Annotated in this window: 20 protein-coding genes; 4 read left to right on the top strand and 16 right to left on the bottom strand. The window is 42.2% G+C overall.

Annotated features, from left to right (window positions below):
* Positions 1–228: 228 nt before the first annotated feature.
* The 3 genes from ACWB0I_RS16395 to ACWB0I_RS16385 are packed head-to-tail and all read right to left on the bottom strand — an operon-like array spanning position 229 to position 3,061.
* The gene (locus tag ACWB0I_RS16395) at positions 229–1,503 is read right to left on the bottom strand and encodes a glucose-1-phosphate adenylyltransferase (RefSeq protein WP_479389162.1); all 1,275 of its coding nucleotides are present in this window, start codon (positions 1,501–1,503) and stop codon (positions 229–231) included.
* A gap of 15 nt (positions 1,504–1,518) precedes the next feature.
* Positions 1,519–1,860: an arsenate reductase family protein gene (locus ACWB0I_RS16390; RefSeq protein ID WP_479389161.1), complete on the bottom strand. Its 342-nt coding sequence runs from the start codon at positions 1,858–1,860 to the stop codon at positions 1,519–1,521.
* 13 nt (positions 1,861–1,873) lie between these two features.
* On the bottom strand, positions 1,874–3,061 hold the full coding sequence (locus ACWB0I_RS16385) for a serine hydrolase domain-containing protein (protein WP_479389160.1): 1,188 nt from the start codon (positions 3,059–3,061) through the stop codon (positions 1,874–1,876).
* A 310-nt stretch (positions 3,062–3,371) separates the two neighbouring features.
* Between ACWB0I_RS16385 and ACWB0I_RS16380 the strand changes: the two genes are divergently transcribed.
* Positions 3,372–5,138: a putative bifunctional diguanylate cyclase/phosphodiesterase gene (locus tag ACWB0I_RS16380; protein ID WP_479389159.1), complete on the top strand. Its 1,767-nt coding sequence runs from the start codon at positions 3,372–3,374 to the stop codon at positions 5,136–5,138.
* 548 nt (positions 5,139–5,686) lie between these two features.
* Here the strand turns inward: ACWB0I_RS16380 and ACWB0I_RS16375 are convergent.
* The 3 genes from ACWB0I_RS16375 to trxB all read right to left on the bottom strand — a co-directional run bounded on the left by ACWB0I_RS16375 (position 5,687) and on the right by trxB (position 8,020).
* Positions 5,687–6,130, bottom strand: a complete 444-nt coding sequence (locus tag ACWB0I_RS16375) for a DUF2147 domain-containing protein (RefSeq protein ID WP_479389158.1) — start codon at positions 6,128–6,130, stop codon at positions 5,687–5,689.
* 69 nt (positions 6,131–6,199) lie between these two features.
* On the bottom strand, positions 6,200–6,934 hold the full coding sequence (locus tag ACWB0I_RS16370; RefSeq protein WP_479389157.1) for a peptide arginase family protein: 735 nt from the start codon (positions 6,932–6,934) through the stop codon (positions 6,200–6,202).
* A 153-nt stretch (positions 6,935–7,087) separates the two neighbouring features.
* Positions 7,088–8,020, bottom strand: a complete 933-nt coding sequence (trxB, locus tag ACWB0I_RS16365; RefSeq protein WP_479389156.1) for a thioredoxin-disulfide reductase — start codon at positions 8,018–8,020, stop codon at positions 7,088–7,090.
* A 694-nt stretch (positions 8,021–8,714) separates the two neighbouring features.
* On the opposite strand from trxB, the gene ACWB0I_RS16360 reads away from it, so the two are divergent.
* Both ACWB0I_RS16360 and ACWB0I_RS16355 read left to right on the top strand, forming a co-directional pair.
* Positions 8,715–9,308, top strand: a complete 594-nt coding sequence (locus ACWB0I_RS16360; RefSeq protein ID WP_479389155.1) for an RNA polymerase sigma factor — start codon at positions 8,715–8,717, stop codon at positions 9,306–9,308.
* Entirely contained in the window at positions 9,295–9,558 is a 264-nt protein-coding gene (locus ACWB0I_RS16355; RefSeq protein WP_479389154.1) for a hypothetical protein, read from the top strand. Before ACWB0I_RS16360 ends, ACWB0I_RS16355 begins: the two co-directional genes overlap by 14 nt.
* 12 nt (positions 9,559–9,570) lie before the next feature.
* Here ACWB0I_RS16355 and ACWB0I_RS16350 read toward each other — a convergent pair whose 3' ends face one another.
* The 6 genes from ACWB0I_RS16350 to glnA form a co-directional block, all read right to left on the bottom strand.
* Complete coding sequence (locus ACWB0I_RS16350; RefSeq protein WP_479389153.1) at positions 9,571–10,464, bottom strand: TlpA family protein disulfide reductase; 894 nt, start codon at positions 10,462–10,464, stop codon at positions 9,571–9,573.
* Positions 10,465–10,475: 11 nt separating this feature from the next.
* Positions 10,476–11,753: a tetratricopeptide repeat protein gene (locus tag ACWB0I_RS16345; RefSeq protein ID WP_479389152.1), complete on the bottom strand. Its 1,278-nt coding sequence runs from the start codon at positions 11,751–11,753 to the stop codon at positions 10,476–10,478.
* Between the two features lie 258 nt (positions 11,754–12,011).
* Complete coding sequence (locus ACWB0I_RS16340) at positions 12,012–12,689, bottom strand: metal-dependent hydrolase (protein WP_479389151.1); 678 nt, start codon at positions 12,687–12,689, stop codon at positions 12,012–12,014.
* A 75-nt stretch (positions 12,690–12,764) separates the two neighbouring features.
* Positions 12,765–13,721 carry a malate dehydrogenase gene (locus ACWB0I_RS16335; protein ID WP_479389150.1) on the bottom strand — a complete coding sequence of 319 codons (957 nt, stop codon included), beginning with the start codon at positions 13,719–13,721 and terminating at the stop codon, positions 12,765–12,767.
* A gap of 1,139 nt (positions 13,722–14,860) precedes the next feature.
* Positions 14,861–15,985: a tetratricopeptide repeat protein gene (locus tag ACWB0I_RS16330; protein WP_479389149.1), complete on the bottom strand. Its 1,125-nt coding sequence runs from the start codon at positions 15,983–15,985 to the stop codon at positions 14,861–14,863.
* 107 nt (positions 15,986–16,092) lie between these two features.
* Positions 16,093–17,469 (bottom strand): type I glutamate--ammonia ligase, encoded by a 1,377-nt coding sequence (gene glnA, locus ACWB0I_RS16325; protein ID WP_479389148.1) that lies wholly within the window; start codon positions 17,467–17,469, stop codon positions 16,093–16,095.
* Between the two features lie 451 nt (positions 17,470–17,920).
* Here glnA and ACWB0I_RS16320 point away from each other — a divergent pair, with 451 nt between their 5' ends.
* A complete protein-coding gene (locus ACWB0I_RS16320; RefSeq protein ID WP_479389147.1) occupies positions 17,921–20,623 on the top strand; it encodes a serine hydrolase in 2,703 nt (900 codons plus the stop codon).
* Positions 20,624–20,668: 45 nt separating this feature from the next.
* Here the strand turns inward: ACWB0I_RS16320 and ACWB0I_RS16315 are convergent, their stop codons facing one another.
* From ACWB0I_RS16315 to ACWB0I_RS16300, 4 genes are all read right to left on the bottom strand, one after another.
* Complete coding sequence (locus tag ACWB0I_RS16315) at positions 20,669–21,082, bottom strand: hypothetical protein (RefSeq protein ID WP_479389146.1); 414 nt, start codon at positions 21,080–21,082, stop codon at positions 20,669–20,671.
* A 209-nt stretch (positions 21,083–21,291) separates the two neighbouring features.
* Positions 21,292–22,701: an OmpA family protein gene (locus ACWB0I_RS16310; protein WP_479389145.1), complete on the bottom strand. Its 1,410-nt coding sequence runs from the start codon at positions 22,699–22,701 to the stop codon at positions 21,292–21,294.
* 10 nt (positions 22,702–22,711) lie between these two features.
* Complete coding sequence (locus ACWB0I_RS16305) at positions 22,712–23,884, bottom strand: Mur ligase family protein (protein WP_479389144.1); 1,173 nt, start codon at positions 23,882–23,884, stop codon at positions 22,712–22,714.
* A 190-nt stretch (positions 23,885–24,074) separates the two neighbouring features.
* Entirely contained in the window at positions 24,075–25,295 is a 1,221-nt protein-coding gene (locus ACWB0I_RS16300; protein WP_479389163.1) for a cysteine desulfurase, read from the bottom strand.
* Positions 25,296–25,440: the final 145 nt, after the last annotated feature.

Genomic DNA, 25,440 nt, shown 5'->3' with positions numbered 1-25,440 from the left:
ATATGGTCCTCCAAAAGGTGTGAGTATGTATCAACACCTTAAAGATCTTGGCTTGATCTATCTATGAAGGCATTTACTCGAATTAGTGACTTGTGAATGCTTGTGATGAAATTCTACGGGAAAGCCGCACGTCCGGTTTGAGGAGGGTTAAGGCGGATGTAAAGACTCTTGTTCTTTACATTCCCTTTTCTACTCTACTGGTCGATTTTGGGTTGCGGCTGTGCTGCCTTAGATAACTGTGTTGTCCGGTATGAGCGTCCCTTTTGGAATGATAATTATGCCATCGCGAATCGTGTAAAATTCTCCGTCTTCATTTTCTTTTTTGTCTTTATTAATCAGTTGTACATTGTTGCCAATTCGGCAATCCAGATCAATGATGGCTCTACGGATGATGCAATGGTGACCGATTCCTAAATTAGGGATTTTCTGCTCTTCATTCTCTTTTTTGGTTCGGATTGTTTCATAGCGGGTATTACCCATAATTATGGACTGTTGAACCAGTGTATTTTCTGAAATAAAGGAACGAATTCCAATAATCGAGTTTTCGATAATAGAGCCTAATAAGATGGACCCTTCTGCTACCAGGGACCGATGGATCTGGCAATTGTACACCTTGGATGGGGGCAAATAGCGTGGGTGGGTGTAAAAAGGATGTTCTTCATCGTAGAAATCGAATTCCGGAACCGGTTTAATCAATTCCAGGTGCGCTTCAAAAAAAGCCTTTATGGTTCCAATGTCTGCCCAATAGCCATCAAAAATATACGCCGCCACTTTTAATTTATGGATATATTCAGGTATGATTTCGCGTCCAAAATCTTGATAGTCATTGGAATTGAGAACATCAAACAGTACCTGTTTTTTAAAAATGTAGATTCCCATGGAGGCCAGATGGGTTCTTTCTCCCTGCTTGACATCGAATAATTTAAAGAATTCTGGATCTGCAACAAATTGTTCTAAAATCCTTTCATCCTCCGGTTTTTCCACAAACTCTGTAATCCAGCCCTTTGAATTCGCTTTGAGAATACCAAGACCCTTTGCCCTCTGTTTTGTGATCGGTTTAACGGCTATGGAGACATCGGCATCCATGCTTAGATGGTAATCAAAAAATTTACGATAATCCATCCGGTACAGATGATCACCAGACAAAATAATAATGTGATCATCTGTATTGCGTAAATAGCGTAAATTTTTTCGAACGGCATCTGCCGTACCCTGATACCATTCCTCGATTTCCTCCGTTTGTTGAGCGGCCAGAATGCGAACAAAGCCTGCGCTAAAATTATCAAATTGATAGGTACGAGTAATGTGCCTGTGTAATGATTCGGTATTAAACTGCGTTAAAACAAATATTTTTCTTACATCTGAATGCAAACAATTACTAATCGGAATATCAATTAAGCGGAATTTCCCGCCAATAGGCACCGCCGGCTTGGCTCGTAATTTGGTTAAGGGATACAGTCTTGTTCCTCTGCCCCCACCTAAAATGACCGCTGTTAATTTCATGGGCATTCCTCAGAGTTATGAAACGAATTTTTCTATTTGCTCTTCATCAAAGCCAATCCAGTACTGATCCCCTTTCTTGATTAAAGGCCGGGTAATCATGCCCTGTTCTTTTAACAGAATTTGGAACAACTGTTCATCATTTAAATTTTTGTTCTTCAAGCCCAGCTTGCGATAGGTGGGGCCTGTGGAATTGACCACTTTCTCTAAACCGAGCTGGGCCACGATCTGGCGTAACTCATCTTCAGGAATAGGCGTCTTTTTTACATTTACGAACTGATAGGACACATTCAACCGATCTAACAGGGCTTTGGTTTTTCGAATTTTCTGACAGGTTGGAACACCGTATAAAGTAACCATAAACACCTCCTTTTCATTGTTTAATAGAAGAAGCAACCAAATTGGCAATGATTGCGCGCAAACGTACAACGCTTCCTTTGTCATGTGGATGGACGCGATTGGTTAATAGAATCACCACAATTTGATGTGTTGGATCGATGGTGATGGAAGTTCCGGTGTAACCGGTATGGCCATAGGCTTTAGCGCTGAACAGATCTCCCAGATTGGAATTAAATGGTGAATAGAGGTCCCAGCCCAAAGCCCGTCCAAATTGTTCAAAACCACGGGGAACAGAAGTCATCTTTTTTACTGTTAAAGGGCTTAAAAGGCGTGTACCATTCCAGCTCCCGCCATTTAAGAGCATCGCACTGTAAATTGCCAGATCTGAGGCCGTAGAGAACAACCCGGCATTTCCAGAAATGCAGCCATTGATTTCACGAGCCAAAGGATCATGTACCCGGCCAATCAAAACATCTCCGGGAGCTAACTCCTCAGTAGCTGCACAATATGGTACCTCCTTGGCGGTCGGTGTGTAAAAGGTATGATTCATTCCCAGTTTTTTAAAAATATTTTGCTCGGCAAATTGTTTGATCGACTGACCGGTAAGGTTTTTAATAACGCGTTGTAAAGTAATAAAATTCAGACAACTATATTTAAAATAGGTGCCTGGAGCATGATGCCGTTCAACCGTGGCAATATAATGGATCAGAGAATCTGGCTGCGGGCCATGAAATCGTTTCTTTAATTCCTGCACAGGGACATAAGGAGGAAGCCCGGACGTGTGTGTAAGTAGATGGATAAGGCGGATGGGTTTGCCCGCAAATGGACCGTGGTATTGCTTAAAATCCGGAACATAGAGCGCAACCGGATCATAAAGCCGGAGCATCCCTCTTTCGAGCAAAATCATAATGGATGTGGCTGTGGCTACAGGTTTGGTTATGGAAGCCAGGTCGAAAATGGTGTTCAGTTCCGTTGGTTTTTTCTGTGGAACAATCTCTCTGTAACCATACGCCTTGTGGTAGGCGATTTTATTAAATCGAGCCACCAGAAAAACAGCTCCGGGAATTATGCTATCTTCTATGGCTTTGTTAATTACACTATCAGCTCTGGATAGTATGTCTCCATCCAGACCGACTTCCTGTGGTGAAACCTGTGGCAAAGCCTGGGCCAGGAGATGGTTAAACAGTAATAGAAACACCAGGAAGGCAAATGTTTTTTTCATTGAAGACCCCTCAATATTTGTTTGCTCTAACAAATATAATAAATCTTCCTAAAAAATTAAAAGAATAATATGTTGGCCTTTTGACCAGGAATGGACAAGATTTCTTGAAACAGGCAGACAAAAAGCAGATCAGGCGAATTTCACTATTTTGGAACGCTTTTCTTTATCTGTGTCACAACAAGAATTTGAAAAGTTATTTATTAATTTTTAAGATTTAAAAAATTTTGACGAGAAAAAGATTAACTGTTCATGGAAGAACAGATAATTGTTTTTTTGACCAATGAAACGCTCTAAATGGAATGAGGCCAAAATGATACCCCTAATCAGTAAAAACAAGAAGTTCAAATCTTTAAAAGAATATTTTGAAATTTTAAAAAAAATCCCTATGGAAATCGCAGCCTACGATTTACAAGGGCGCATTATTTTTATGAACGATTACTATTTTACAAACGGGATCGAGAACAGGGAGTTCTTGAACAAGAATGAAGAATACTATTTTTATCGTCTGAAAATTGATCCTGGGGCGTTAAAGCTGCGCCAAAAATATTTTGAGCGGGCAATTAAAAATCGACAATTAATGCGCTTTACAGAAAAACTCTATTTCACTGAAAAAAACAGGACCTTTTATTACAAGAGAATTTATTTGCCCCTTTTCGACGCCAAAAACGAAAAAATGATTGCCATTGTCTTGTTTGGCAATAACTTAACGCATCTGGTTCTTTCACAAAAAGAACTTAAGTACCTGGCCTACCATGATCGGCTAACAGGATTGAGAAACCGCGATGCATTTTATGAGCAGATTCAGATTGTTGTTAGAGAGTCTGCCCGAAATCCTGATTTGTTTAGCGCTATTTTGTTTTTAGACCTCGATAATTTTAAACTGATCAATGACACGCTGGGTCATGATTACGGCGATCAGGTACTACGGGAAGCGGCTAAACGCATGGTAAAAACATTGCGTAAAAGCGATCAGGTCTTTCGCCTGGGAGGAGATGAATTTGTAGCCATTTTACGTAGTGTAAAACGGGAAGTTGATGCTGGTCTGGTGGCTGAAAAATTAGTACGTATTCTTTCTAAACCGTATCAGGTGAAAGATGAAGTCATTACTTCTATTTCACCCAGTATTGGAATTGCTCTGGTACCAAGAGATGGCCTTAAAGTGGAAACTTTGATTAAAAATGCCGACGTCGCCATGTACGAGGTCAAAAAATCCGGTAAGAGCGGCTATAAGTTTTTTGCCCCAGAAATGACTGAAAATTCCTTGAGAAGGTTACAAATTGTAAATGAATTAAAATCGGTTATTGAAAAGAATGCCTTTGACAATCAATTTAAGATGCATTATCAGCCGATATTGTCCACCAATGGTAAAATTAACAATTTCAAGATCATTGGGATAGAAGCCTTAATTCGCTGGAACAGCCCGGTTTTGGGCAATGTGTCGCCCGCTGAATTCATTCCCATTGCCGAAGAAAGCCATCTTCTAAATCAATTTAATGACTGGATCATTGAACGCTCTTTTAAAGATTTTAATGAGATTGCAAAATTTCACAACAATGGGCTTTACCTGGCCATTAATGTTTCTCCTCAAGGTTTAAAAAGCGAAGCCTTTACGCGAAATCTGCAAAACGCTCTGTTAAAGAACCATATAAATCCCAAATATCTCCAACTGGAAATTACCGAAACCAGCTTAATGGAAGAGAGCCAATCGATTTACAAGAATATTTCTGCCTTAAAAGGTATGGGGGTAGAGTTAGCCATCGATGATTTTGGAACGGGCTATGCTTCTATCAACTATTTGCAAAATATTCCAGCTAAAACCATTAAAATCGATCGCAGTTATGTTTCCCAAATTAACTCTGAAGTGAAACATAAGGACATGATCAGAGCCATCATTGCCATGGGCAAAAGCCTGAACAAAAATCTGGTGGCAGAAGGCGTGGAAAAACAGGAACATCTGGAATTTTTAAGGCAGAACAATTGTAAACAATACCAGGGTTACCTGTTTAGTAAACCGGTGGATGTTGACAGTTTGATCGATATCTTCAGTAAACATAATATGGAAATTACCCTTCCCTGATCGTCAGAGCTCCATAAGATGCGTTAGCCCCCATTGTGCTCTGATGGAATCCATCAAATGATGGTAATCATATCCTCATCAGGCATTATTTCGCTTTCTAACCATCTCTCCTGCAAACAGCGAACGACCTCATGAAGCTCTTAGAATACTTCCTTCAAAACTTATAATCCCGCTTAGCGGGATGCGAAAATTTTTGTGCTGTGTGAGGAAGTAAAAAAGTTGATTTGTTGAATTGTTTAATTGTTGAATGGCCTGTCCGTCTGTACACCGTACAGACGGGCGGGCCTGTACCCGAAAATCGGGATTTCCGCTACGCTCCAACCGGTGGCCAGACGGGGGCCCTCTGTGGTCGCTTAAATCCCTGCGGTAATGTTTTAGGTTGCTGCTCGGATGCCTTTGAGTAGATTCATGAATGCCACATAAAAAATTCTTTGTTATATGAAAAACAACTTATCTTTCACTTTATAGTCATACGTAATTCATGCAATCCGTGTTAATCCTAACAAAATCTTATTTAGGATTAACACGGATAAAAATCAAAAAAGAAATTATTTTACGCGGTACCAGGTCTGCGTTCTGTAAAAGAAGGCCAGATAACCACGTACTTTTAATTTGCCGTCTTCAATCCATAACTTACAGCGATAAATTTTCCCTTTTTTGGGATCGAGAATGGTACCCCCGGTGTATTCGTCGCCATCCTTCTCCATGTCTTTGATGATTTCCATGCCTAACACCGGTTTATTGTAGCGGGGATCATCTTCCGGACATTTGTCACATTTAGGATTGGGATCTTCCCCAGGTTTACGAAATAAAGAATCTACTCGACCGTAAAATTTTCCATTACGCATGTAGATCTCAACAATCGATTTAGGTTCACCGGTCTCATCGTCAATGGTTTTCCATTTACCGATGATGGGATCTTGTTGGGCGAACAATTGGGGGACTAAAGAAAAAACCAAAGCATACAGAAAAACAAAAAGCACTCGTCTCATACACTCCTCCTAATTTTGTACGATGCATTACTAATCAATGAATTGTTGCATAAAAATGCAAATATTTTTTCAGGCGCTAAAAATTTCTTTTAAAAGCGTTAAAGCCAGGGGTTGTTCAATATAAAAGGGACTGGTGGCAATGGTTATTAAGGTTGCCTGTTCCATCCATTGTTGAATTTTTCCGATTTTGAAAGGTCGGTCCGGATGGTGTAACTCAGGGGCAAAAATATCCAGATCCAGATCGAGAATGAGTGGCCGACGGAAGGTCTTCTCAAAATCCAGGAAGGTATTAATGATAATGGTTTCTGAAAAGAGTCCCAGCTCGATGGCCGGTTTAATAAAGTTGCCCACATTAAGCACGTAATTGGTGTAGTAAAATACATTCTTTAAGTCCAGCGGTCGTTTTAAACTAAAAGTAGGAGGATAGGGCGCCTTCCACATATCGGTGTGTTGATCTACATGTAACAAAAAGGCCCCTCGATTTAACAATCGGGCCTGATAGGCTAAGAGCCAGAAAAAGAAGGCATGGTTGTGATTATCGAAGATAAAGACCGGTTTCTCATTCCATTGCTCATACACAAAATGTTTTAATCCTTTTCGGGCCTGTTCTTTTTCTTCTTCCACCTCCACAAAGACAATTCTGGAACCCAATTGTACTTCATGCACCGTCCCTTCCTTCAATGGAGGTACAAAAATTCGTTTTCGTTTGCGCAATTCATAGGAGAATGCATTGTTCCCTACCGGACGTTCAATGTAAAAACCGCAGTACAATTCTTTGGCCTGTTGTAGTAAGTCATTATCCATTGTAAAACTCCAAACAAAAAAGCGCAGAAAATTTAGAAAATGATCTGCGCTTACTTGTTAAATTACTTTGAAATGGAGCCTAAACCCAACAAGCCAGCTCCTTACTTACCCAAACGGTTATTCATTAAAAAATAGCTATGGTCATCTGGCGGCCTATTCGTTCTCCCCTAAAAATTTTTCGGCATCCAGAGCAGCCATACAACCGCTACCGGCTGCGGTTACAGCCTGGCGGTAAATTTTATCTTGAACATCACCGCAGGCAAATACGCCCTGCACATTGGTTTTGGTAGAATCGGGCTGGGTCAGGATGTAGCCCTGCTCGTCCATATCTATCTGCCCCTTAAAAATCGAGGTATTGGGAATATGACCGATGGCCATGAACACCCCATCAATTGCCATCTCATGTTCTTCGCCGGTCTTGGTATTCTTCAGTCGTACGCCGGTTACAAAATCGTCTCCCAAAATTTCTGTAATGACATGATTCATAATGAATTCAATTTTGGGATTCTCCTGGGCACGTTTAATCATAATTTTGGAAGCCCGAAATTCATCGCGGCGATGAACGATGTACACTTTTTTAGCAAACTTGGTTAAAAAGGTGGCTTCTTCCATGGCAGAATCTCCGCCGCCAACCACGATCACTTCCTTGTCTTTGTAGAAAAATCCATCACAGGTGGCGCAGGCGGACACCCCTTTGCCCATCAATCGCTGTTCCGATTCCAGACCTAACCAGCGGGCCGAAGCGCCGGTGGCAATGATAACGGCATCTGCCGTATAGGTGCCGCTATCGGCTTTAACCATAAAAGGGCGTTTGCTAAAATCAACTTCTTGAGCCATTTCAAATACCGTTTCCGCTCCAAAACGATTGGCCTGCTCACGCATGTCCTGCATTAATTGCGGGCCCTGAATGCCCTGAGGAAAACCGGGGAAATTCTCAACCTCCGTCGTGATGGTTAACTGACCACCAGGTTGATTACCTTCCAGAACAAGGGTTTTCAATTCAGCACGCGACGTGTAAATGGCTGCTGTTAAACCAGCAGGACCGGATCCAATAACAATAACCGGATAATGTTTATTCTCTGCCATCTCTATCTCCTATTTCACTTATGTTTGATTCGATGCTTCGATTTAAAATAACTTAGTGTTTGATGCAAAGCATCCGTTCCAGGTTACAAAGTTACTCTTTTATCCATTGCAATGCCAGAAAAACCAAAGCTCTCAATTTTAATCCCAGTTGTTTTAACTTATCCGCGCTATGCTGGCCGTAGATTAAAATACTTCCCTCAAAAGATCTATTACTTTAGCGTGTGAAAATTTTTGTGCTGTGTGAGGAAATAAAAACTGTTGAATTGTTGATTTGTTGAATGGTTGAATGAGCATGGGGCTGACTTACTGAATTCCCATTGATCATGAATAGGGCCATGTTAGGAAATCTCCAACACAGGTGCAAAAATTTCCCCCGCAAGCCTTCCCCCTCTCCCAGATTTTTATTCTGGGAGAGGGGGACCGAGGGGGTGAGTGCTAATTCGTGAAATAACTTCCTCTGTTGGAAGGGAAGAATTAAGAGTGTAAGAGTTAAAGGGTTCCCGGACATCAGTCTGTCATTTTCTAAATAAGTTTTTTGGTTGCGGCTCCGCTGCATTAGCATCTTAAATAAATAGATTTGTTGCGCTTTTAATCTTTTTTTAAATTCATATTTAATGGTATTTACTCCATAATATGATGGGGTAATATTGTATCATAAAAAGATTTTTAACATCATAATAGGAAAGAAGAACATTTGAACGAGCAGGAGTTAGTTCAGAGAGCAAAAAATGGCGACCGGGCGGCTTTAGCCCAATTGGTCAATAAATACAGTGACCGGATCTACAATCTGGCTTTGCGTATTTTACGCCGGAAGGAAGATGCTGAGGATGTTTTGCAGGAAACGTTTCTGACGGTCATTGAAAAACTGAACACATTTGACGGGCGGTCATCTTTTTTCACCTGGATTTATCGCATTGCCACCAATGCGGCCTTGATGCGCCTGCGGAAAAAGAAGGTGGTGTTTCAGGAATTGAACGATGATCCGGAATTCCAGGAAAGCATTGAAAGTCGGGTGTTTGTAGATTGGAGTCAGGATCCCTCCATTAACGTATTTGATGAAGAGGTAAAACAAAAATTAAACGAAGCCATTAATAAGCTATCTGACATTTACCGAAGTGTTTTTGTTCTGAGGGATATTGAGGGATTAAGCATTAAAGAAACAAGCGAAATTTTAGGAATTACTGAAGAAAACGTTAAGATTCGTTTACGCAGAGCCAGACAATTTTTAAGAAATTATTTGTCGGATTATTTTGAAGAAAGATTGAGGGAGAGTAATGCTTCATCCTAAAGAGAAAATCAGGCAGATTTGTGAATTGATGGGTGAAGATTTAGATCATCCGTCCTGCCAGGAAATTCTGGATCATATCAACAATTGCCCAACCTGTAAAGTTTATTACGACACCGTAAAAAAGACGGTTTTACTCTGCCGGGATCTGGATTGCCCTGAAGAACTACCTGAAGATGTTAACAAAAGGCTCCTTCAAGTTTTACACCTGGAAGACATCGAACAAAAGAATGCTCCCAAAAACAATCCGTAAAACGCTTGTCTTTTATTGACCGAAGACCTCCTGCAAAGTCTGTAATAATTTTGCCCCGCGTAATTCATCTTTAAAGCCCGTACGATTACCTGAAGGTTTAATGACAAATCCCTGTGGATTTAACAAAAAGAGTGTGGGGAAATTTCGAACAAAATATTGTTCTTTCACGCGTAAGGCCTGAGCTCCTGCTACCTGAATACCCGGCATCTCGGTCTCCTGGATGAGATTTTTCAGCACATCGCTTTCCCATTTTTCATCGATATGCCCAACCTTTAAATGGAAATTGATAAGAACCAAACCTTTAGACGCGTATTTTTCAAAAGCCTGGCGTAAAAAGGGTAGTTCCTCCACACAGGGCGTACTGTGCATATTCCAGAAGTTCAGCAAAACGTACTTCCCTTTAAAATCGTAAAGATGATAGACTTTACCGTAAAGATCGGTAAACTGGAAATCGGGTCGTGGTTTGCTTTTTAATCCCTGCTCAAAGCGACGGTAAGCCTCCATCATCTTAAAGGTTTTACAATAAGCTCGCAGATCATCGTCAAGGACACTCTGGTCCACTTTTTCACACAATTCGGCAGCATTTTGTGTGATCCGATCCATCAGCGCCATAAACTGTTGTTCAATGGCCCTGCCGATTTTTATTTGCTGCTCTTGATCCTTTTCTGAGAGGGCCTTTTTCAACTGCCGTTCACGTACTTTGTAGCAATGTGGAAATACATTGCGATAAAAACGTAACAATTTGTGAGGTTCGTTTTGTAACTGTTGCTCTGTAACGGTCACCAGGCTATCCACCTGGTTTAAATTACTGCACTGTGCAATTTGGGCATTGGTTTGCTGTAACCAATTCTGAGCAAAACTCCAGGAGCAAAGTACAAAGATAATCCCTAAAACAGAATACTTCATCTTACCGCCCTCTATTTTTTATTTTTACGTCCTTTTTGAAAATGAAGTTGTTCACGGATAGCCTTCATCCTTTCCAGGGCGTAATTTTTGTAGCGATGGGGAATGGATTCGTCAGCGCGATCCAAAAATTTCTGATAATAGCGTAAGGGTGTTTGTCGGTCCTTGTACACCTCGTCGTAAATGGTTGCCATGTAAAAGAGGGGCATAACACGTGCGGTGTCCGCCTCTAAAACCTTTTTGTAAAAGGCAATGGCCCTGGAATATTTCTTTTGTCTCTGCCAGGCTTCAGCCATCTGAAAATAGATATCCGGTAAAAACGCGGGTAAACTTAAGTCAATAGCCTTTTGTAAAGAAGCGATGGCCTTTTGCTCCAGATTGAGCGCTTTTTGTACCAGCCCCAAAAAATAATAGCTTATGGGATCTTTTTTATCCTTTTGAATAGATTTTTTCAAGGCCAGCAAAGCGCTGGCGTAGTTGTTGGCATAGTAATAAGCAGCTCCTAATTTTTTGTACAGGTAGGCCGAAGAGTCGCCGTTGGCCAGAGCTGCCTGATAATGCCCGATTGCTTCAGGATAGCGCTTAAGTGCAAACTGGCAATCGGCAGCTGCCAGCAATAAGGAAGGATTAGTTGAAAAATGTAACAAACCTTGTTGTACGGTCTGTAAAGCCTCGCTCCACCGTTCCTTTTTTTTCAAAACATTGAATAGTAAGGTGTAGGATTCAATATCCCGACTATTCAGTTGCAGCGCTTTTTGCAAAAAAGATTCGGCCTGCCTGTAATCGTTTAATTTTAACGCACATCGTCCTGCCTGCCGATAAAAAAAACTGTTCTGTGGCCGATTTAAAATCAACACTTTGTAAAGTTCTAGAGCCTTTCTGAAGCGATTTTGTTCATAGTACAAATCGGCCAGGATTATGCCAGCCGAAGTCTGAAGCGTTGTATTTGAGTACGCCTTTTTCAACTGCTTTTCGGCCTCTTTCCATTGTCCGGCGCGTTTAAGGGCCTTTCCTAACTCCAGGGTAATTGAAGGATCATCCGGGGCTATTTTCTGGCAGCGCTCTAACACATTAACGGCTTGTGTAAAATCTTGATTATTCAGGTAAATCAGGCTTAACCAGCGCAGAGCGTCTAAATCGTCCGGCTGCTGCTTAAGGTGTTGGGTTAACATTTTTTCTGCTCTGGAAAATTGGTTTTGCGTTATGAGCTCAATAATCTGCTGCAAATCCTGAGCTTTTACAGAGGCAGTTCCAATAAAAAATAATACGAGAGAAAGAATGGCCAGACGCATTGTAAATCTCCATGAGAATAAGGTAAAACGATACATTCAACCTAAAAAATGGAAAGTTTGAAAAAAATGTAAAAAAACATCCCTCCTCGCTGACAGATTTTTCCCCAATGCGTGTGGAGAATCAGTTTGCAGGCACAATAGACCAATTTAAGGGAATATGATTCCTCTGCGTAAAAACTTTTTGCCTGGTATTTTTCATTTAATCACACGAGGGGAATGTTTAAAAGCTTCCGGGCCATTCATCCCGGAAGCGGTGATTTAAAATTCCATTTCCTGTCCAAAATCCAGAAGCTGCACCTCAAACCCTTTGGCTTTGACCTTATTGACGAATTCCATGGGATCCACGTCGATCACATCAAATGTCTGGTAGTGCATAGGAATTGTAAGTTTTGGCTTAACCAGTTCTACCGCTTTTACAGCATCGTCGATGCCCATGGTAAAATTATCGCCAATGTTGACCAAAAAGATGTCAATGGGCGTCATTTCGCCGATCAACTGCATGTCTAAAAAGAGCCCGGTATCGCCGGTGTGGTAAATATTTTTTCCTTCTACGGTTAACACCACACCAGCTGGCGTGCCCCCATAGCTGCCATCAGGGAAGGAAGAGCCGTGCCAGGCTGGCACCAATTTTACTTTGCCAAAGGGAAATGTGTGCGAACCGCCAATGTGCATGGGATGCGCATTGGCTCCCTGATTGGTTACGTAATTGTAAATTTCGAAATTGGAAATTATGGTTCCTCCCGTAGCCTTGGCAATGGGTACAGCATCCCCTAAATGATCGCCGTGAGCATGGGTAACAATGATAAAATCGGCTTTAACATCGGATGGTTTTAAAGGGGCTTTGGGATTGCCTTCTAAAAAGGGATCGATGGCAATGGTGTGCGCGCCAGATTCGATGAGCCATGCCGAATGACTTAAATATTTTAACTTACCCATGGCTTCCTCCAATTTTATCAAACATAAATTGAAAAAAGCCTCCGGCTCCTGTTAAAAACCGGAGGCTAAAGTTTTTTATTTGGTTCGTTCAATAACCTCATTGGTCGTTTTGCGAACGGCTTCCACAGATTTATTAAAGGCTTCGCGCTCGGCATCGGTCATATCAATTTCAATAACTTTTTCAACGCCGCCTTTACCCAGGATAACAGGTACACCCACAAATAAACCGTCAACCCCATATTCGCCTTGCAACAACGCGCTGGCCGCCATGATCTTCTTCTTGTCAAAGATAATCGCTTCTGCCATTTCCAGGGCGCTCCAGGCAGGCGACACAAAAGCAGAACCGGTTCCCAAGAGATTTACCACTTCGCCGCCTGCTTTACGTGTACGGGCTTCAATGGCTTCCAACTTTTCTGCAGAAATAAACTTTTCAACCGGCATCCCGGCAATGCGGCAGGCCGACCGAATGGGCACCATAGAGTCGCCATGCCCACCCAAAACGAGGGCCTCAACATTTTCCACACTCACACCGGCTGCTTCTGCAACAAAATAACGGTAACGGCTGGAATCCAACACCCCGGCCATGCCAACCAATTTTTCACGCGGTGGATTTAAATTCATGTACAGCCGGTAAACAATGGCATCAAGCGGGTTGGCAATAGAGATAACCATCGCTCCAGGACAGTATTTCTGAATGCCTTCGCTCACCAGATCAGTAATCTTAAGGTTGGTGGTTAATAATTCTTCCCGCGAGGGAATCGTTCCATCCGGACGAACTGTGCGCGGAACGCCGGCTGTATTAATCACAAGTTCGGCGTCTTGAATGACATCGTAGGTTTTTGCCCCAATCGCCCGAATATCGGATTTAATAACCGGAGTACCTTCGGCAATGTCAAGACATTTTCCTTTGGCCAGGTCTGGCTCCTTTACATCAACCAGAGCCACCTCTCTGGCCAAACGGCGCTTAACAATTTCCTGAACTAAAACGCCTCCAATATTTCCCCCACCTATTACGGCCATTTTGTTTAACATTTGATGCTCCTTTCATTTGACTTTTTACACAATACATTTATGAATTTAAGCACATACTAAATTCAAAACAAATGCTTGGGATGAAATTTTTTAGCTTTGCCATAGAAATCGGTAAAAAATAAGAAAGAACATCCGGGCTGCTCGGTTCCTCAGCAACAGTTTGCCCTTTGCAAACAAATTAAGTTAAAACAGTCTCCTTTTGTTTAACGCCCCATGCCATTCCTACAAACGATCTAGCTCTTTAGCGTGCGAAAATTTTTATGCAGTGTGCAGAAGCAAAACTGTTGAATTGTTGATTTGTTGAATGGTTGAATGAGCATCGGGCTGACATAGCGAATTCCCATTGGTCGTGAATTGTATTTCCAACATAGGTAGGAAAATTACCCACACAGGTCTTCCCCCTCTCCCAGATTTTTATTCTGGGAGTGGGGGATTGAGGGGGCGGGGTTAATTTGTGAAATGACTTCGACTGTTGGATGGGAAGAGTTAAGAGCATAAGAGTGTAAGAGTTAAAGGGTTCCAGGGAACCTGCCTGTTATTTTTTAAAGAAATTTTTTGGTTGTGGCTGTGCTGCCTTAGATTTGGATTCAAACAAATGTCAGCGGGATAGCAATTTAAGGAATGTTTAAAACAAACACCGAGGAAATTGAGAAGTGTAAACCGTTGAAACGGTTTCCTATTTCGTCCTTACAGGACGATCCATATTTTTTGTGTTTTTGTTTTACCCACCGCTGACGCGGTGGGCTACAAACATTTCGTCCCTACGGGACTTTAACGTGGGATGCTGAAACATGCAGCTATTCGGCTGTGTTAGGCCAGCGTGCTTACGTGTTTTTTTAGAATACTTCCTTTGTAAGATATTGCCCATTAGCGTGCGAAAATTTTTGTGCTAAAAATCCTAACCCCCCGCCCCCCGTCCCTTTATTAAAAGAAGGGAAGGGGGAGCGAATCGTGCCGCTTTGCTGAGTTCTACTCTGATATGTTTAGATATTTTGCCATTTTCTAGTTACAATCTTTGCGAACTTTGTGAATGCTTCGCTCTTACCAAAGTCTCGAGCTGAAGCTCTAGTTACGTTGCGGCTATGCTGCCTTAGATATTTAAAAACTAACTTTGTTCCTAATTTTAACCACAACCCATCCTAATTTTTAAGCAAAGCACGCAACAAAATCAAAAAGCCATTCTTGATGCGTTTTATTTTTTCCAGATTCTCCGTGGCATCTACAAACTTTGGGTTCAACTGGTGGGCTTTTTCTATTTCCTCTAAGGCATTTAAAAAATAATTGCGACACTGTATCAAATGGATGACGCCCATATCGTTCCAGTAGTCGGCATATTTAAAATGTTGAATGTTCTCCATCAGCCAGGACTGGTAAAATTCGATGGAAGCATCATCCATCTTCTTTCTACCGTACATAAATTTTAAAAAGAACAGATCAAATTTCGTGGTTACCGGATCACCACGCGTTACCAACTTAATCTGTAAATCGGTAAGATTAGCAATGAGCCCTTCCAGATTATTTTCGTTAATTTTATCAAGAATAAATTCCACACGCTGTTTCCATAAGGCATCTTTGATGTATTGGGCATCTCTTAAAGCTTTTAGCGAACGAATCAGGCGAACCGGGATGACCAGCTTCTGCTCGGCTTCCTCTTTAAAACTGGAAAACAGAAGCAACAAGCCTAAGTTAAAATTAACCTCCAGAAAATCCGGTTTGAGTTCCTGGGCCTTTAAAAAGCAATCTCTGGCCTTGTCGTAGGCGTTAATAAAAGTGTAAGCCACTCCCAGGTCGTTTAACAGATCCGGAAAAGGCTCAGAAATTTCCAGGGCCTGTAACAGTATTTCAACAGCTAAATGGTAGTCGTGATTTTTTAAATGACAGGCGGCCAGCCTGCGATAGGCTTTAATGAAATCGGGCTTTAATTCAATGGCAGTTTTGAACTCTTCGATGGCTTCCTGAATAAAATTAAAGGAAAACAGCACACGACCAAACCGAAAGCGATAAAATGGCTGGGTAACTGTTGCAATACGTTCTTTGATATTAAAGAGCGTTTGCAGTTCGTCAATGATCTGTTCATGAGATTCCAGAGCCTGATCCTGCCAATACTGATCGGCATCTTTAAACAGTTCAGACTTTAACGGGTACTCTTTTTGATACAACAGTTTTCCCTGTTCTAAAATGGCCGATTGCACTTTCGTTTCTTCAACCTGCGTTACAATTTGAAATCGATGATCGGCTACCTGCAATTCTTCATTTAGTTTCATGGATTTCAAATCCCCCCAATCCTCCCTGAAATTCGTTAGTGCAATTTAAGATAATTGTCTTTCTGATTCAAATTTCCCCTGTTTATTCTTTATTCTGTAAGAACCATTTAAAGGTCAAAGTACAAATGGTATTCTACAGGACTCGGCCAATTGGACACTTCGTTAAACTCCTTATTTTTTATGTCAATCCAGTGCTCAATTAAATTAATATCAAAAATCCCGTCTCTTAGTAGAAACTGATAATCTCTTTGCAGCGCATCCAGCGCTGCATTCAAACTGAATGGCAAATAGCGCATAATTATTTTGGGGTCAAAATCTTCGGCCTCATAAGGTCCAAATCCCTCTTTCACCGGATCAATTTTATTCAATACGCCATCAAGACCGGCCAACAGTATGGCGCTCAGAGCCAGATAGGGATTGGCTGTGGCGTCCGGCGGTCGATATTCAAACCGGGCTTCCTGGGCATTTTTAACGTATCGAGGAATACGCACGCATGAAGCGCGGTTTGCCTGACCAAAATTGATGGCTGTCGGCGCCTCTACTCCAGGAACCAATCGCTTGTAGGAATTGGTTGTGGGATTGGTAAAGGCACAAAGAGCCGGAGCATGCTTTAAAACGCCGCCAATATAGTAAAGAGCCGTCTGGTTTAAATGGGCATATCCCTCTTTTTTGTAAAAAACATTCTTTAAATATTGGTCTACTAAAAAATGGTGCAAATGCATTCCGCTGCCCGCTTGTTTGTACATGGGCTTGGGCATAAACGTTAATCGTAAATCCTTTTGGGCTGACAAATTGTGTAAAATGTATTTCGTCAAAATGATATGATCTGCGCTGCTAAGTAAATCATCAAAGTAAATTTCAATTTCCTGCTGACCTTTATTACCTACCTCATGATGATGATATTTTACATTGATTCCAGCCTGCATCAACAGCTTGGTGGCTTCGTCACGAAAATCGTCATACAAATCATAGGGATTGGCTATATGATAGCCATTAAAACCAAATTGTTCATCGGATTCAATGCGAATGAATGATTCACTGCCATTGGCTTTAAATTCAACTGCTTTTAATATGTAAAATTCAAACTCGGGGCCCCACATTGACTTATGGGCAATTCCGTATTTTTGCAGAAGACCTTCTGCTTCCAGAGCCATATTTCTTAAATCATACTGGTAGGGTGTATTTTGTTCATCGGTATTGAATATGCGCGTAAAACAGCTTAACGTTTTAGCCTGGCGAAACGGATCGATCATGCAGGTTTCCAGGTCTGGTTTCATGATCATATCGCTGTTCTCTACCCTTCTGAAGCCATAACTGGAACCGTCAAACCCGACCCCTTCGGTCATTAATTTTTGTAAAACAGTTTCTGAAAAGGGTAAGGTAAGATGGTGCAACCGGCCCTGCAAGTCACAAACTTTGAGATCAATAAATTCAATCGTTTCATTTTGCAAAAGCTGTTTAACCTTTTTTGGGTATTCCATCATGTTTCCTTTCCTGTCAAATCCCTTCAATATTGACATAATTTAAAAATTTTAATAAACAATTGCATTTAAATTTTACAGTCTCTTAAAAAAAGCATGGAAAGACCAGAGCAATTTACCTAAAAATGGCTTAAATAGCTCTATTGTCTTTTGCTAAATCTACAGCTTTCCTGTCAGGTAAAAATGGATTAACCCAAGGCATGGAATAAACATATTTTGGAAAACGTTAAAAATTTAGAGCGGTTTTTTGATATGATTGTCCGCACTGATAGTTCCGGATTCTGAAAAGGGCTCTCCATGCATCCAAACAAGTTATCGGTAGTCGATCGTTAAGATCGTTTAGAAAAACAAATACATTGGAAAATTTCCCTGAAATGTTGTCTCAATTTTTCCAGAGAATATTCCGCCTTTAAAAAATCGTTCGCCTTCCAGCAAACTTTGAAAGGAGCAACGAATGACCAGAAAAAATTTTCAATCAGCGTTATCACTAAGACGCTTAATCCTCTACCCTACCCCCTTCCGATTTTCAATCATCCTCATCTTCTCAATTTTCTGCTTCTTTTCAACCGCTGGATTTACACAAAACTCTCAGGGTCTGGCCTGGCCTAAACTGGCAGACAAAATTGATGATCTGGTGCTTGATGTAATGAAAACACACCATATCTTGGGTATGACCGTGGCCGTCAGTAAAGACGGGCGGCTTTTACTAAGCAAAGGTTATGGCCTGGCTGGATTCAGTAAGGGAACTGCGCTGAGCATCGTAAAAATGAGTCGCAAAGCGCGAACACGCATTGGCTCAGTCTCCAAAGTCGTTGTCACCGCTCCGACCGCTTACAAATTATTTCAAGAAAAGAAGATCAATCCATTTACCAAAACTCTTTTTGGCAATACAGGCGTCTTCCGTTTTGCCTATAATTTCGATATCGAAGTGGGTTCCAGGCGTTTCAGGCCTATTGCAGCTATGGCCATTTCTCCAGATGATAAAGTTTTTACCTGGTATGTAAATGGACTCTACAGCGTTGGTTCCAGTAAGGATCTGGACAGATACCAATCCCCACAACCTTTTTCACTTCCGAAAGGTTACCAGCCAACCGATATCCGCGCCATTGCTATTTCCAGGAAAAACCGTGTGTACGTATGGTACAGAGATGGGCGCAGGAGCATTGGCAGAGCTGATGATTTGGACTCAAAAGACAAGCCTGAGCCTGACGAACTAGTGGAATTTCCAGAAGGCAAGAACATCTGGAATGTGCTGGCCATTGCCATTGCCAAATCCAATGATCACGTTTACGTCTGGTACGATGATGGTACAGTAAGTTCAGGACGTTCTATGAACTTTAAAAAATATTTTTCCGGAAAATCTTTTGTCACTCCTACAGAAGAAATGGGGAAGATGTCCCGCTATGACATTCGAGGCATCGGCATTGCTCATGATGACCGGGTTTTTGCCTGGTACAGCAATGGCAAAGTATCGATCGGAACATCTAAGAATCTCGAAAAAAATAAAGCTCCCTATGGTTACTCAATTCCCGGTTCTGTGGACAACACCAATCCATATTCATGGCATCAAAAAATCACTCTAAATCACATTCTAACCCACCAATCAGGTTTTGAACGGGACTTTGATCATTCCGGCGCAGTAAAAGCGATGTTTCCCAATAGCTTGAAGGATAAGGATGTAATTCCTCTAAATTTCCGTTTAATGCACTTTTTACGCACGCGTCCCTTACGATGGGAACCAGGCAGTAAATGGTCCTATTCGAATGTGGGCTTTGCGCTATGGTCTCTGATCTTCCCCCGCCTGGCTGATGGGCAAAGTTATGACTATTGGGCAAAAGAAAAGTTTTTGGCGCCTTTAGAACTTGAATTACAGGTTCGCTTAAAAACAGACAAACCTGATCAGCTGGATGCCATGCCATACAATTACGATCCTGATGAGGAGAAACTGTATTTACTGGATTTCAAAGTAGCTGGCGAAGAGCGGTCCGCTGGCGGTTGGACGGCCTCTGCCCAGAGCCTTTTGTGGATTACCCGCTATCTGTCTCGTAACTACACAGTGGATGAACTAAAAGACATGGGCTGGCAACCAAAAGGCAACCCTCAAAAACATCACGAAAAACTGCACCACAACGGCGTTACCGGAGGTGGAATCGCCTATGTGGTCATGTTCCCTGAAGGCTACACCTCAGGAGACGGCCGGGATCTCAGTAATGTACACGTTGCTCTGGCCAGCAACACACGTCCACTCAATGTAGGCGATAACAAAGCGCAAACCAGAGCCATTTCCGCCTTAGAATCATTGGCTTCCAGAATTGCCCTGGCTGTTCCGGAGTCCGATGTGCCTACTGGCTACAACATCTGGGGTGGTTTCCCTGAATGGGCCAGACATGCCGTTCCGGAACACTTTTTTCCATATATTTTTGAGCTGGGGTATCGCCCCATATGGATCGATGGCTACAACGTAAAAGGAAAAACATTCTTTAATGTGCTCTTCCGGCCGGAAAATAACATTCCCTGGGTGGCTCGCCATGGTCTTTCCGCCTCCCAGTATCAAGCACTATTCAACAAGTGGAGCAAAGAGGGCTACCGCTTGCAACAGGTTGAAAGTTATGTGGATGATAATGCCATTCGTTATGCCGCCATATTCATTAAGAAAAACGGGCCGGCCTGGAAAACTTATCATGGTACATCGCCCGAAAAACACCAGCAATTATTCAATTCTCTAACTGCCCAGGGCTATTGCCCTGTGAATATTTCTGTCGCTTCAGCTCAAGGGAAAATACAAATTACCGCACTTTACGAAAAGAAACAGTGCAAGTCCTTTGTAGCCCTGAGCAAAATACCGGAAAGTGATTTTCAAAAAACATTTGAAACATATCTGGAAAAAGGTATGAGGTTGACCTACCTTAATGCCTGGCGGCACAAAGGCAAGGTATACTTTTCAGCCATCTGGTACTCCAGCCCCAAGGAGACCTTTGTCACCCGCCACGGCCTGTCCGCCAATCAATATCAAACAGAGTGGGAAAAGCAGCGCAACAAAGGCTATCTCACGCAATTTGTAACCGGCTACGAACTGGACCAGGTCCATCGCTTCGCAGCTCAGTGGATTAAACCAAAGAAAAAATCAAACATTTCAACAAGCCCGTTGAAACAATAATCAGAATAAAATCTTTTCACAGAATCTACAAACGGTGGGTCTGGATTACAAAAAATCCATTTCTCTTCTGGAATGCGCTTCTTTTAACAGACACTCCATCTTAATTTTGAGGAGTTCAACATCGAAGGGCTTGGCAATTAAGGCATCGGACAGCTTTTTTAACTTCAAGCGGACATCTGCCCTGTCGGGCATCATGGTGTACATAAATATGATCTTCACTTCCGGATGATTTTTCTTAATGTTGATCAGTTCATTTAAAAATGCTTCGTCCGCGTTATCGACGTTGACCAGCATTAACTGAATTTGATTCAGTAGAATGGTGTAATCCAAAAAATCCACATCATTCCGGATGTAAACATTGAAGCTATCTTCTAAAAACATCCCGACATTTTTACAAAATTCATGATCGGGATCGATCACCAACACATTGCCTTTGTTTAGATTTTCATTGCCTTGCATAAAAAAATTAATTGCAAAACCAGTGCCAGCTAAATGTTTCAAAAATATCGTACACTCTTGAGCATAGAGAGGCAAAATAGCAGTCTAACTAATTTATTAAAATTCATAAGATTACAAGAAATAAAAAATGCCTGTCATATTAATAATCTCAACAACAGGCATTCCCATGCTTCAAATATTTTTTTTGTATTTTCTTAATTTTGAGAAAATCAATCCGTAGGCAGAGCGATCAGAATATCAATTCTTCGGTTCTTGGCACGACCTTCGGGTGTTTTATTACTGGCAATGGGTTCCTGGTCGCCCTTGCCAATGGCTTCGATTTGCGAATCTTTTAAATTGAGGTTGGCCAGCAGATATTCCTTGACTGCTTTAGCCCTTTGCTGTGAAAGGATTTTGTTTTTATAGGCGCTTCCAGTAGCGTCCGTATGGCCCTCGACCATGATGTAGCTATCCGGAAATTCATAAATGGCACGTTGAACTTTGGTTAGTAAAGAGAAGTACTCAGGTTGAATAATGGCGCGGCCCGGCTGGAATTTTAAACCAAATAAGCGGATTAATAAATTATCATTCTGCACTAAAACTTCTGCTTCTCCCGGCTCAAACAGCGATTGGATTTTCTTGATTTTTTCTTCCAGTTCTCGACGTTTTTGCAGTTCTACAGAGAGATTGGATTCCTTTTCTTTAAGCTGTTTCAACTCCTTTTGTAGATCACCGTTCTCTTTGATCAAACGCTTATTTTCATTCTTTAGATTGGCAATATATTCGATGATGGTCTGCACCGGCTTATCAAAGCCTTTGTCAAATTCCGGCTTGTAATTGAAAGGCAGGGCAATATTGCGTAATAAATCTTCAAATTTTAAGATCAACAATTCCCAGTTCGAATCTTTCTTCTTTAATTCACGGATCATTCTGGCCAGATAGAGCGCGTGGCGCGCCTGATAGGTTGCTAAATCGGCTTTTATTTTGGCCTGACCTAAAGAATCCGGATTTTGATTGATCAGGTCTTCGGCCTCTTTCAGGGCATTTAAAGCCACCAGATAGGTCTGGTAACACAGTTCATCGGCGCCGGCCTCTTTCGCCTGCTTAATCAGGCTTCGGGGCTCTTGCAGCAGACTGTTAACCAGAGCCAGGCGAATGGCTTTCTCATAAGTCAGGCGCGCTTCTTCACCGTATTTAAGGGCATCATCCTGGTCCTGATCTTCCACATTTTCAACGGCCTTTCTGAAAATTTTCTCGGCGCGTTCCCACAACTCTTCTGCAAATTGCGGAGCGCCCACATCCAGAGCCCGATCTCTGGCAGAGATCGTCTGGCCCAACAAACTCTCTACAATTTCGACGTTCTTCAGGCTTTCCAGGGCATAGGTCTGAACGCGAAGCAGTTTGTCTTTGATTTTTTCCAGGTCCTCACGATCGTCAAAATCTTCGGAAGCTTCTTTGTAATATTCCATGGCCTTCTCGTAACTATCAGGCGCATAAACCATGGCATTGGATTCTTGCAGTTGCTTAATCAGTCGGTCGTATTTTTCGAAGATGGTGGTTTTGGAGGGCTGCTGAGCGTGCAGGGCCATCGTCCAGCCCAGTGTAAAAAGAGCGATCAAAAAAGATTTGAACAGTTTCATGGTATTGCCATCAATTGATTGTACTTATCGGTTGCTGTGCTTTAAAATACGACTGAAATCGATGCATGGCAACCTTTCCTAATCCTTTAATGGCAATGGTACTGTTCTTTTTTAAATGAATGTCTAAAATTTGTAGCACTTCGTTTAAGGAATTGACTGAAAACACATGCTTTTTGGGAGATTTGATGACCTCGAAACCGCGTCCAATAAACTTCGCATATTCTCCCACCGTAATCAATACATCGATTGGCAGAGCAGACAGGAAGTAGCCCATGTTCAGGTGTTGCTGTTCCACATTGATGCCTGCATTGGCCATATCGCCCACAATGAAAACCAATTGTTCGGAATATTGCTCAAAAGTAGTCAACACACGGGCAGCCTTGCTTACAGATCGGGGCGAACTGATGTAGCTTTCATCGATCACATAGGTTGAACCAAAACGCAGGACTTTCCCCCGGCCTTCGGGCAGGGAAAACCTGGAATTAAGAATTTCTACGACTTCGGTTAAACTAATGCCCACATGCACTACAGCAGCCACAGCAGCCAGAAAATTGTAAAGATCTTGAATGGAAAAAATGGGTAACTGGATTTCAAATCGATCATTCAATTTAAAACGCATGCCGCCCGGCCCAAATTGTTCGATGTTGGTCGCGAAAAAATCGGCATGGGGATTGAGCCCAAACTGAATGACGTTTAAATTTTTAATCTGTTTCATGATGTTGTAACTGAGTTCATCGTCTTTATTCAAAATGGCAATCCCATCCTGATCCAGATATTTTAACAGCGAAGTCTTTTCAATGGCGTAACGGATCATGCGATCCAGATAGTTCAAATGGGCATCTCCCAGATTGGTCACAATGCCAATGTTGGGTCGGATTAGATGCATCAGTTCAATAAATTCTCTGCCTTTTTGATGATTGAGTTCAAACAACCCAAAATCGTAACTTTTGTTCAGTTTTTTTAAGGTATTAAAGTTATTTTGCAGATTTCCGCATCCGTTAGGATGCCGTAATACTTTGCCGCGTGTGGAGAGAATGGCCTCGATCATGGAGTTGGTAGAGGTTTTGCCTAAATTGCCGGTCACAGCGATGATTGGATTGGTGAAAGCCTGCCGTTTTCCAAGGATTTCTTTTTTCTCGTTTTCTGAAATAAAATCTTCTTTAAAACCCGGTTTGCCGAACAATCTTGAATCCCCCGAAGGTAAGCGTTTTAGGCCTTAAGGCCGGTCGAATTCAATGAACACTAAAAACAATCCCAATCTTATTTTGAGATCAGAAAGCAACAAAAATCTTGGTAAATTATGATGCTTTTAATATCGTCAAGCAAAGGTTAAAGATAAGTGACGCAGATTGGAAAATGACCAGAAAAATTTTTCAGGGATTAAAAAATTCAATAGCCGCCTTCAATTGCTCGACAAAATAATCGATCTCTTCGATGGTATTGTAAAAATAAAAACTGGCTCTGGTGGTGGCGGCAATATCCAGCTTACGCATGATAGGCTGCGCGCAATGATGACCGGCCCTGACGGCGATACCCTGCTGGTCTAAGAAATGGGACAGATCGTGGGGATGCACATTGCCTAAATTAAAAGAGATGACCCCACCCCTCTCCGGCGCATTGCCGTAGATCACAAGCTCGTCCAGTTGGCCCAATTTGCCCAGGGCATAGGTGGTGAGTTCCTGCTCGTACAGTGTGATCTTCTCCATACCAATAGCCTGCAAATAGTCGATGGCTGCACCCAGGGCAATGGCCCCGGCGATATTGGGTGTTCCGGCTTCAAATTTGTAAGGAATCTCATTCCAGGTGGCACGATCCAGCCAGACAGACTGTATCATCTCTCCCCCGCCCTGGTAAGGATTCATATTTTCCAGGTGATTGATTTTAGCGTACAATACGCCAATCCCTGTAGGCCCCAGCATCTTATGTCCGGAAAAGGCTAAAAAGTCGCAATCTAAAAACTGCACATCGGTGGGCAAATGGGGCACGCTCTGCGCGCCGTCTAACAAAACCGGAATGCCTCGATCTTTGGCCATACGGATGATGCGCTTAATGGGGTTAATGGTGCCAAACACATTGGACATGTAAGTTAAAGAAACCAGTCGGGTTTTGTTGCTCAAAATTCTTTCGAAAGCATCAAAATCCAGTACGCCCTCGCTGTTAAAGGGAATAAAACGCAATTTTGCGCCGACCTTTTGGGCCAGAATCTGCCAGGGAATGAGATTGCTGTGGTGCTCCATTTCACTTAAAATAATTTCATCGCCCGCGCCAATGAATTTTTCGCCCCAGGCCGTGGCCACCAGATTGATGGCTTCAGTCGTACCGCGCGTAAACACAATTTGCCGGGCGCTGGGCGCATTGATGAAACGGGCTACTTTTTGGCGGGCTTCTTCAAATGCCATGGTTGCCCGCTCCCCTAAATAGTGGATGGCGCGATGCACATTGGCATTCATTCCCTGGTAATAATCAACTATGGTTTGCAGCACAGCCTCTGGCTTTTGTGTGGTGGCTGCATTATCAAAATAGACCAATGGCTTGCCATGTACCACGGTCTCCAGAATCGGAAAGTCTTTGCGATACACATGAGGATCAAACATTACAGATGCTTGTGTTGTATTTGATGTTTGCAAAACAACTCCCTTTATTTATTCTCGAATGTTTTATTGAAGTATTAACTGCTGAATGGCCCGATTACAGCTCGTAATCAGACCGCTGTAGCCCCTTTTTTACCTGCGGAGCACA

The sequence above is a fragment of the Caldithrix sp. genome, assembly GCF_056497305.1.
Note: the sequence above shows the minus strand (reverse complement) of the source record. Positions and strands in the feature narration are given on the sequence as shown.

Bases quoted from the DNA above. Each gene is read 5' to 3' on its own strand.
- ACWB0I_RS16395 (WP_479389162.1), bottom strand. From the start codon at position 1,503: ATGAAATTAACAGCGGTCATTTTAGGTGGGGGCAGAGGAACAAGACTG.
- ACWB0I_RS16390 (WP_479389161.1), bottom strand. From the start codon at position 1,860: ATGGTTACTTTATACGGTGTTCCAACCTGTCAGAAAATTCGAAAAACC.
- ACWB0I_RS16385 (WP_479389160.1), bottom strand. From the start codon at position 3,061: ATGAAAAAAACATTTGCCTTCCTGGTGTTTCTATTACTGTTTAACCAT.
- ACWB0I_RS16380 (WP_479389159.1), top strand. From the start codon at position 3,372: ATGATACCCCTAATCAGTAAAAACAAGAAGTTCAAATCTTTAAAAGAA.
- ACWB0I_RS16375 (WP_479389158.1), bottom strand. From the start codon at position 6,130: ATGAGACGAGTGCTTTTTGTTTTTCTGTATGCTTTGGTTTTTTCTTTA.
- ACWB0I_RS16370 (WP_479389157.1), bottom strand. From the start codon at position 6,934: ATGGATAATGACTTACTACAACAGGCCAAAGAATTGTACTGCGGTTTT.
- trxB (WP_479389156.1), bottom strand. From the start codon at position 8,020: ATGGCAGAGAATAAACATTATCCGGTTATTGTTATTGGATCCGGTCCT.
- ACWB0I_RS16355 (WP_479389154.1), top strand. From the start codon at position 9,295: ATGCTTCATCCTAAAGAGAAAATCAGGCAGATTTGTGAATTGATGGGT.
- ACWB0I_RS16350 (WP_479389153.1), bottom strand. From the start codon at position 10,464: ATGAAGTATTCTGTTTTAGGGATTATCTTTGTACTTTGCTCCTGGAGT.
- ACWB0I_RS16345 (WP_479389152.1), bottom strand. From the start codon at position 11,753: ATGCGTCTGGCCATTCTTTCTCTCGTATTATTTTTTATTGGAACTGCC.
- ACWB0I_RS16340 (WP_479389151.1), bottom strand. From the start codon at position 12,689: ATGGGTAAGTTAAAATATTTAAGTCATTCGGCATGGCTCATCGAATCT.
- ACWB0I_RS16335 (WP_479389150.1), bottom strand. From the start codon at position 13,721: ATGTTAAACAAAATGGCCGTAATAGGTGGGGGAAATATTGGAGGCGTT.
- ACWB0I_RS16330 (WP_479389149.1), bottom strand. From the start codon at position 15,985: ATGAAACTAAATGAAGAATTGCAGGTAGCCGATCATCGATTTCAAATT.
- glnA (WP_479389148.1), bottom strand. From the start codon at position 17,469: ATGATGGAATACCCAAAAAAGGTTAAACAGCTTTTGCAAAATGAAACG.
- ACWB0I_RS16320 (WP_479389147.1), top strand. From the start codon at position 17,921: ATGACCAGAAAAAATTTTCAATCAGCGTTATCACTAAGACGCTTAATC.
- ACWB0I_RS16315 (WP_479389146.1), bottom strand. From the start codon at position 21,082: ATGCAAGGCAATGAAAATCTAAACAAAGGCAATGTGTTGGTGATCGAT.
- ACWB0I_RS16310 (WP_479389145.1), bottom strand. From the start codon at position 22,701: ATGAAACTGTTCAAATCTTTTTTGATCGCTCTTTTTACACTGGGCTGG.
- ACWB0I_RS16300 (WP_479389163.1), bottom strand. From the start codon at position 25,295: ATGTTTGATCCTCATGTGTATCGCAAAGACTTTCCGATTCTGGAGACC.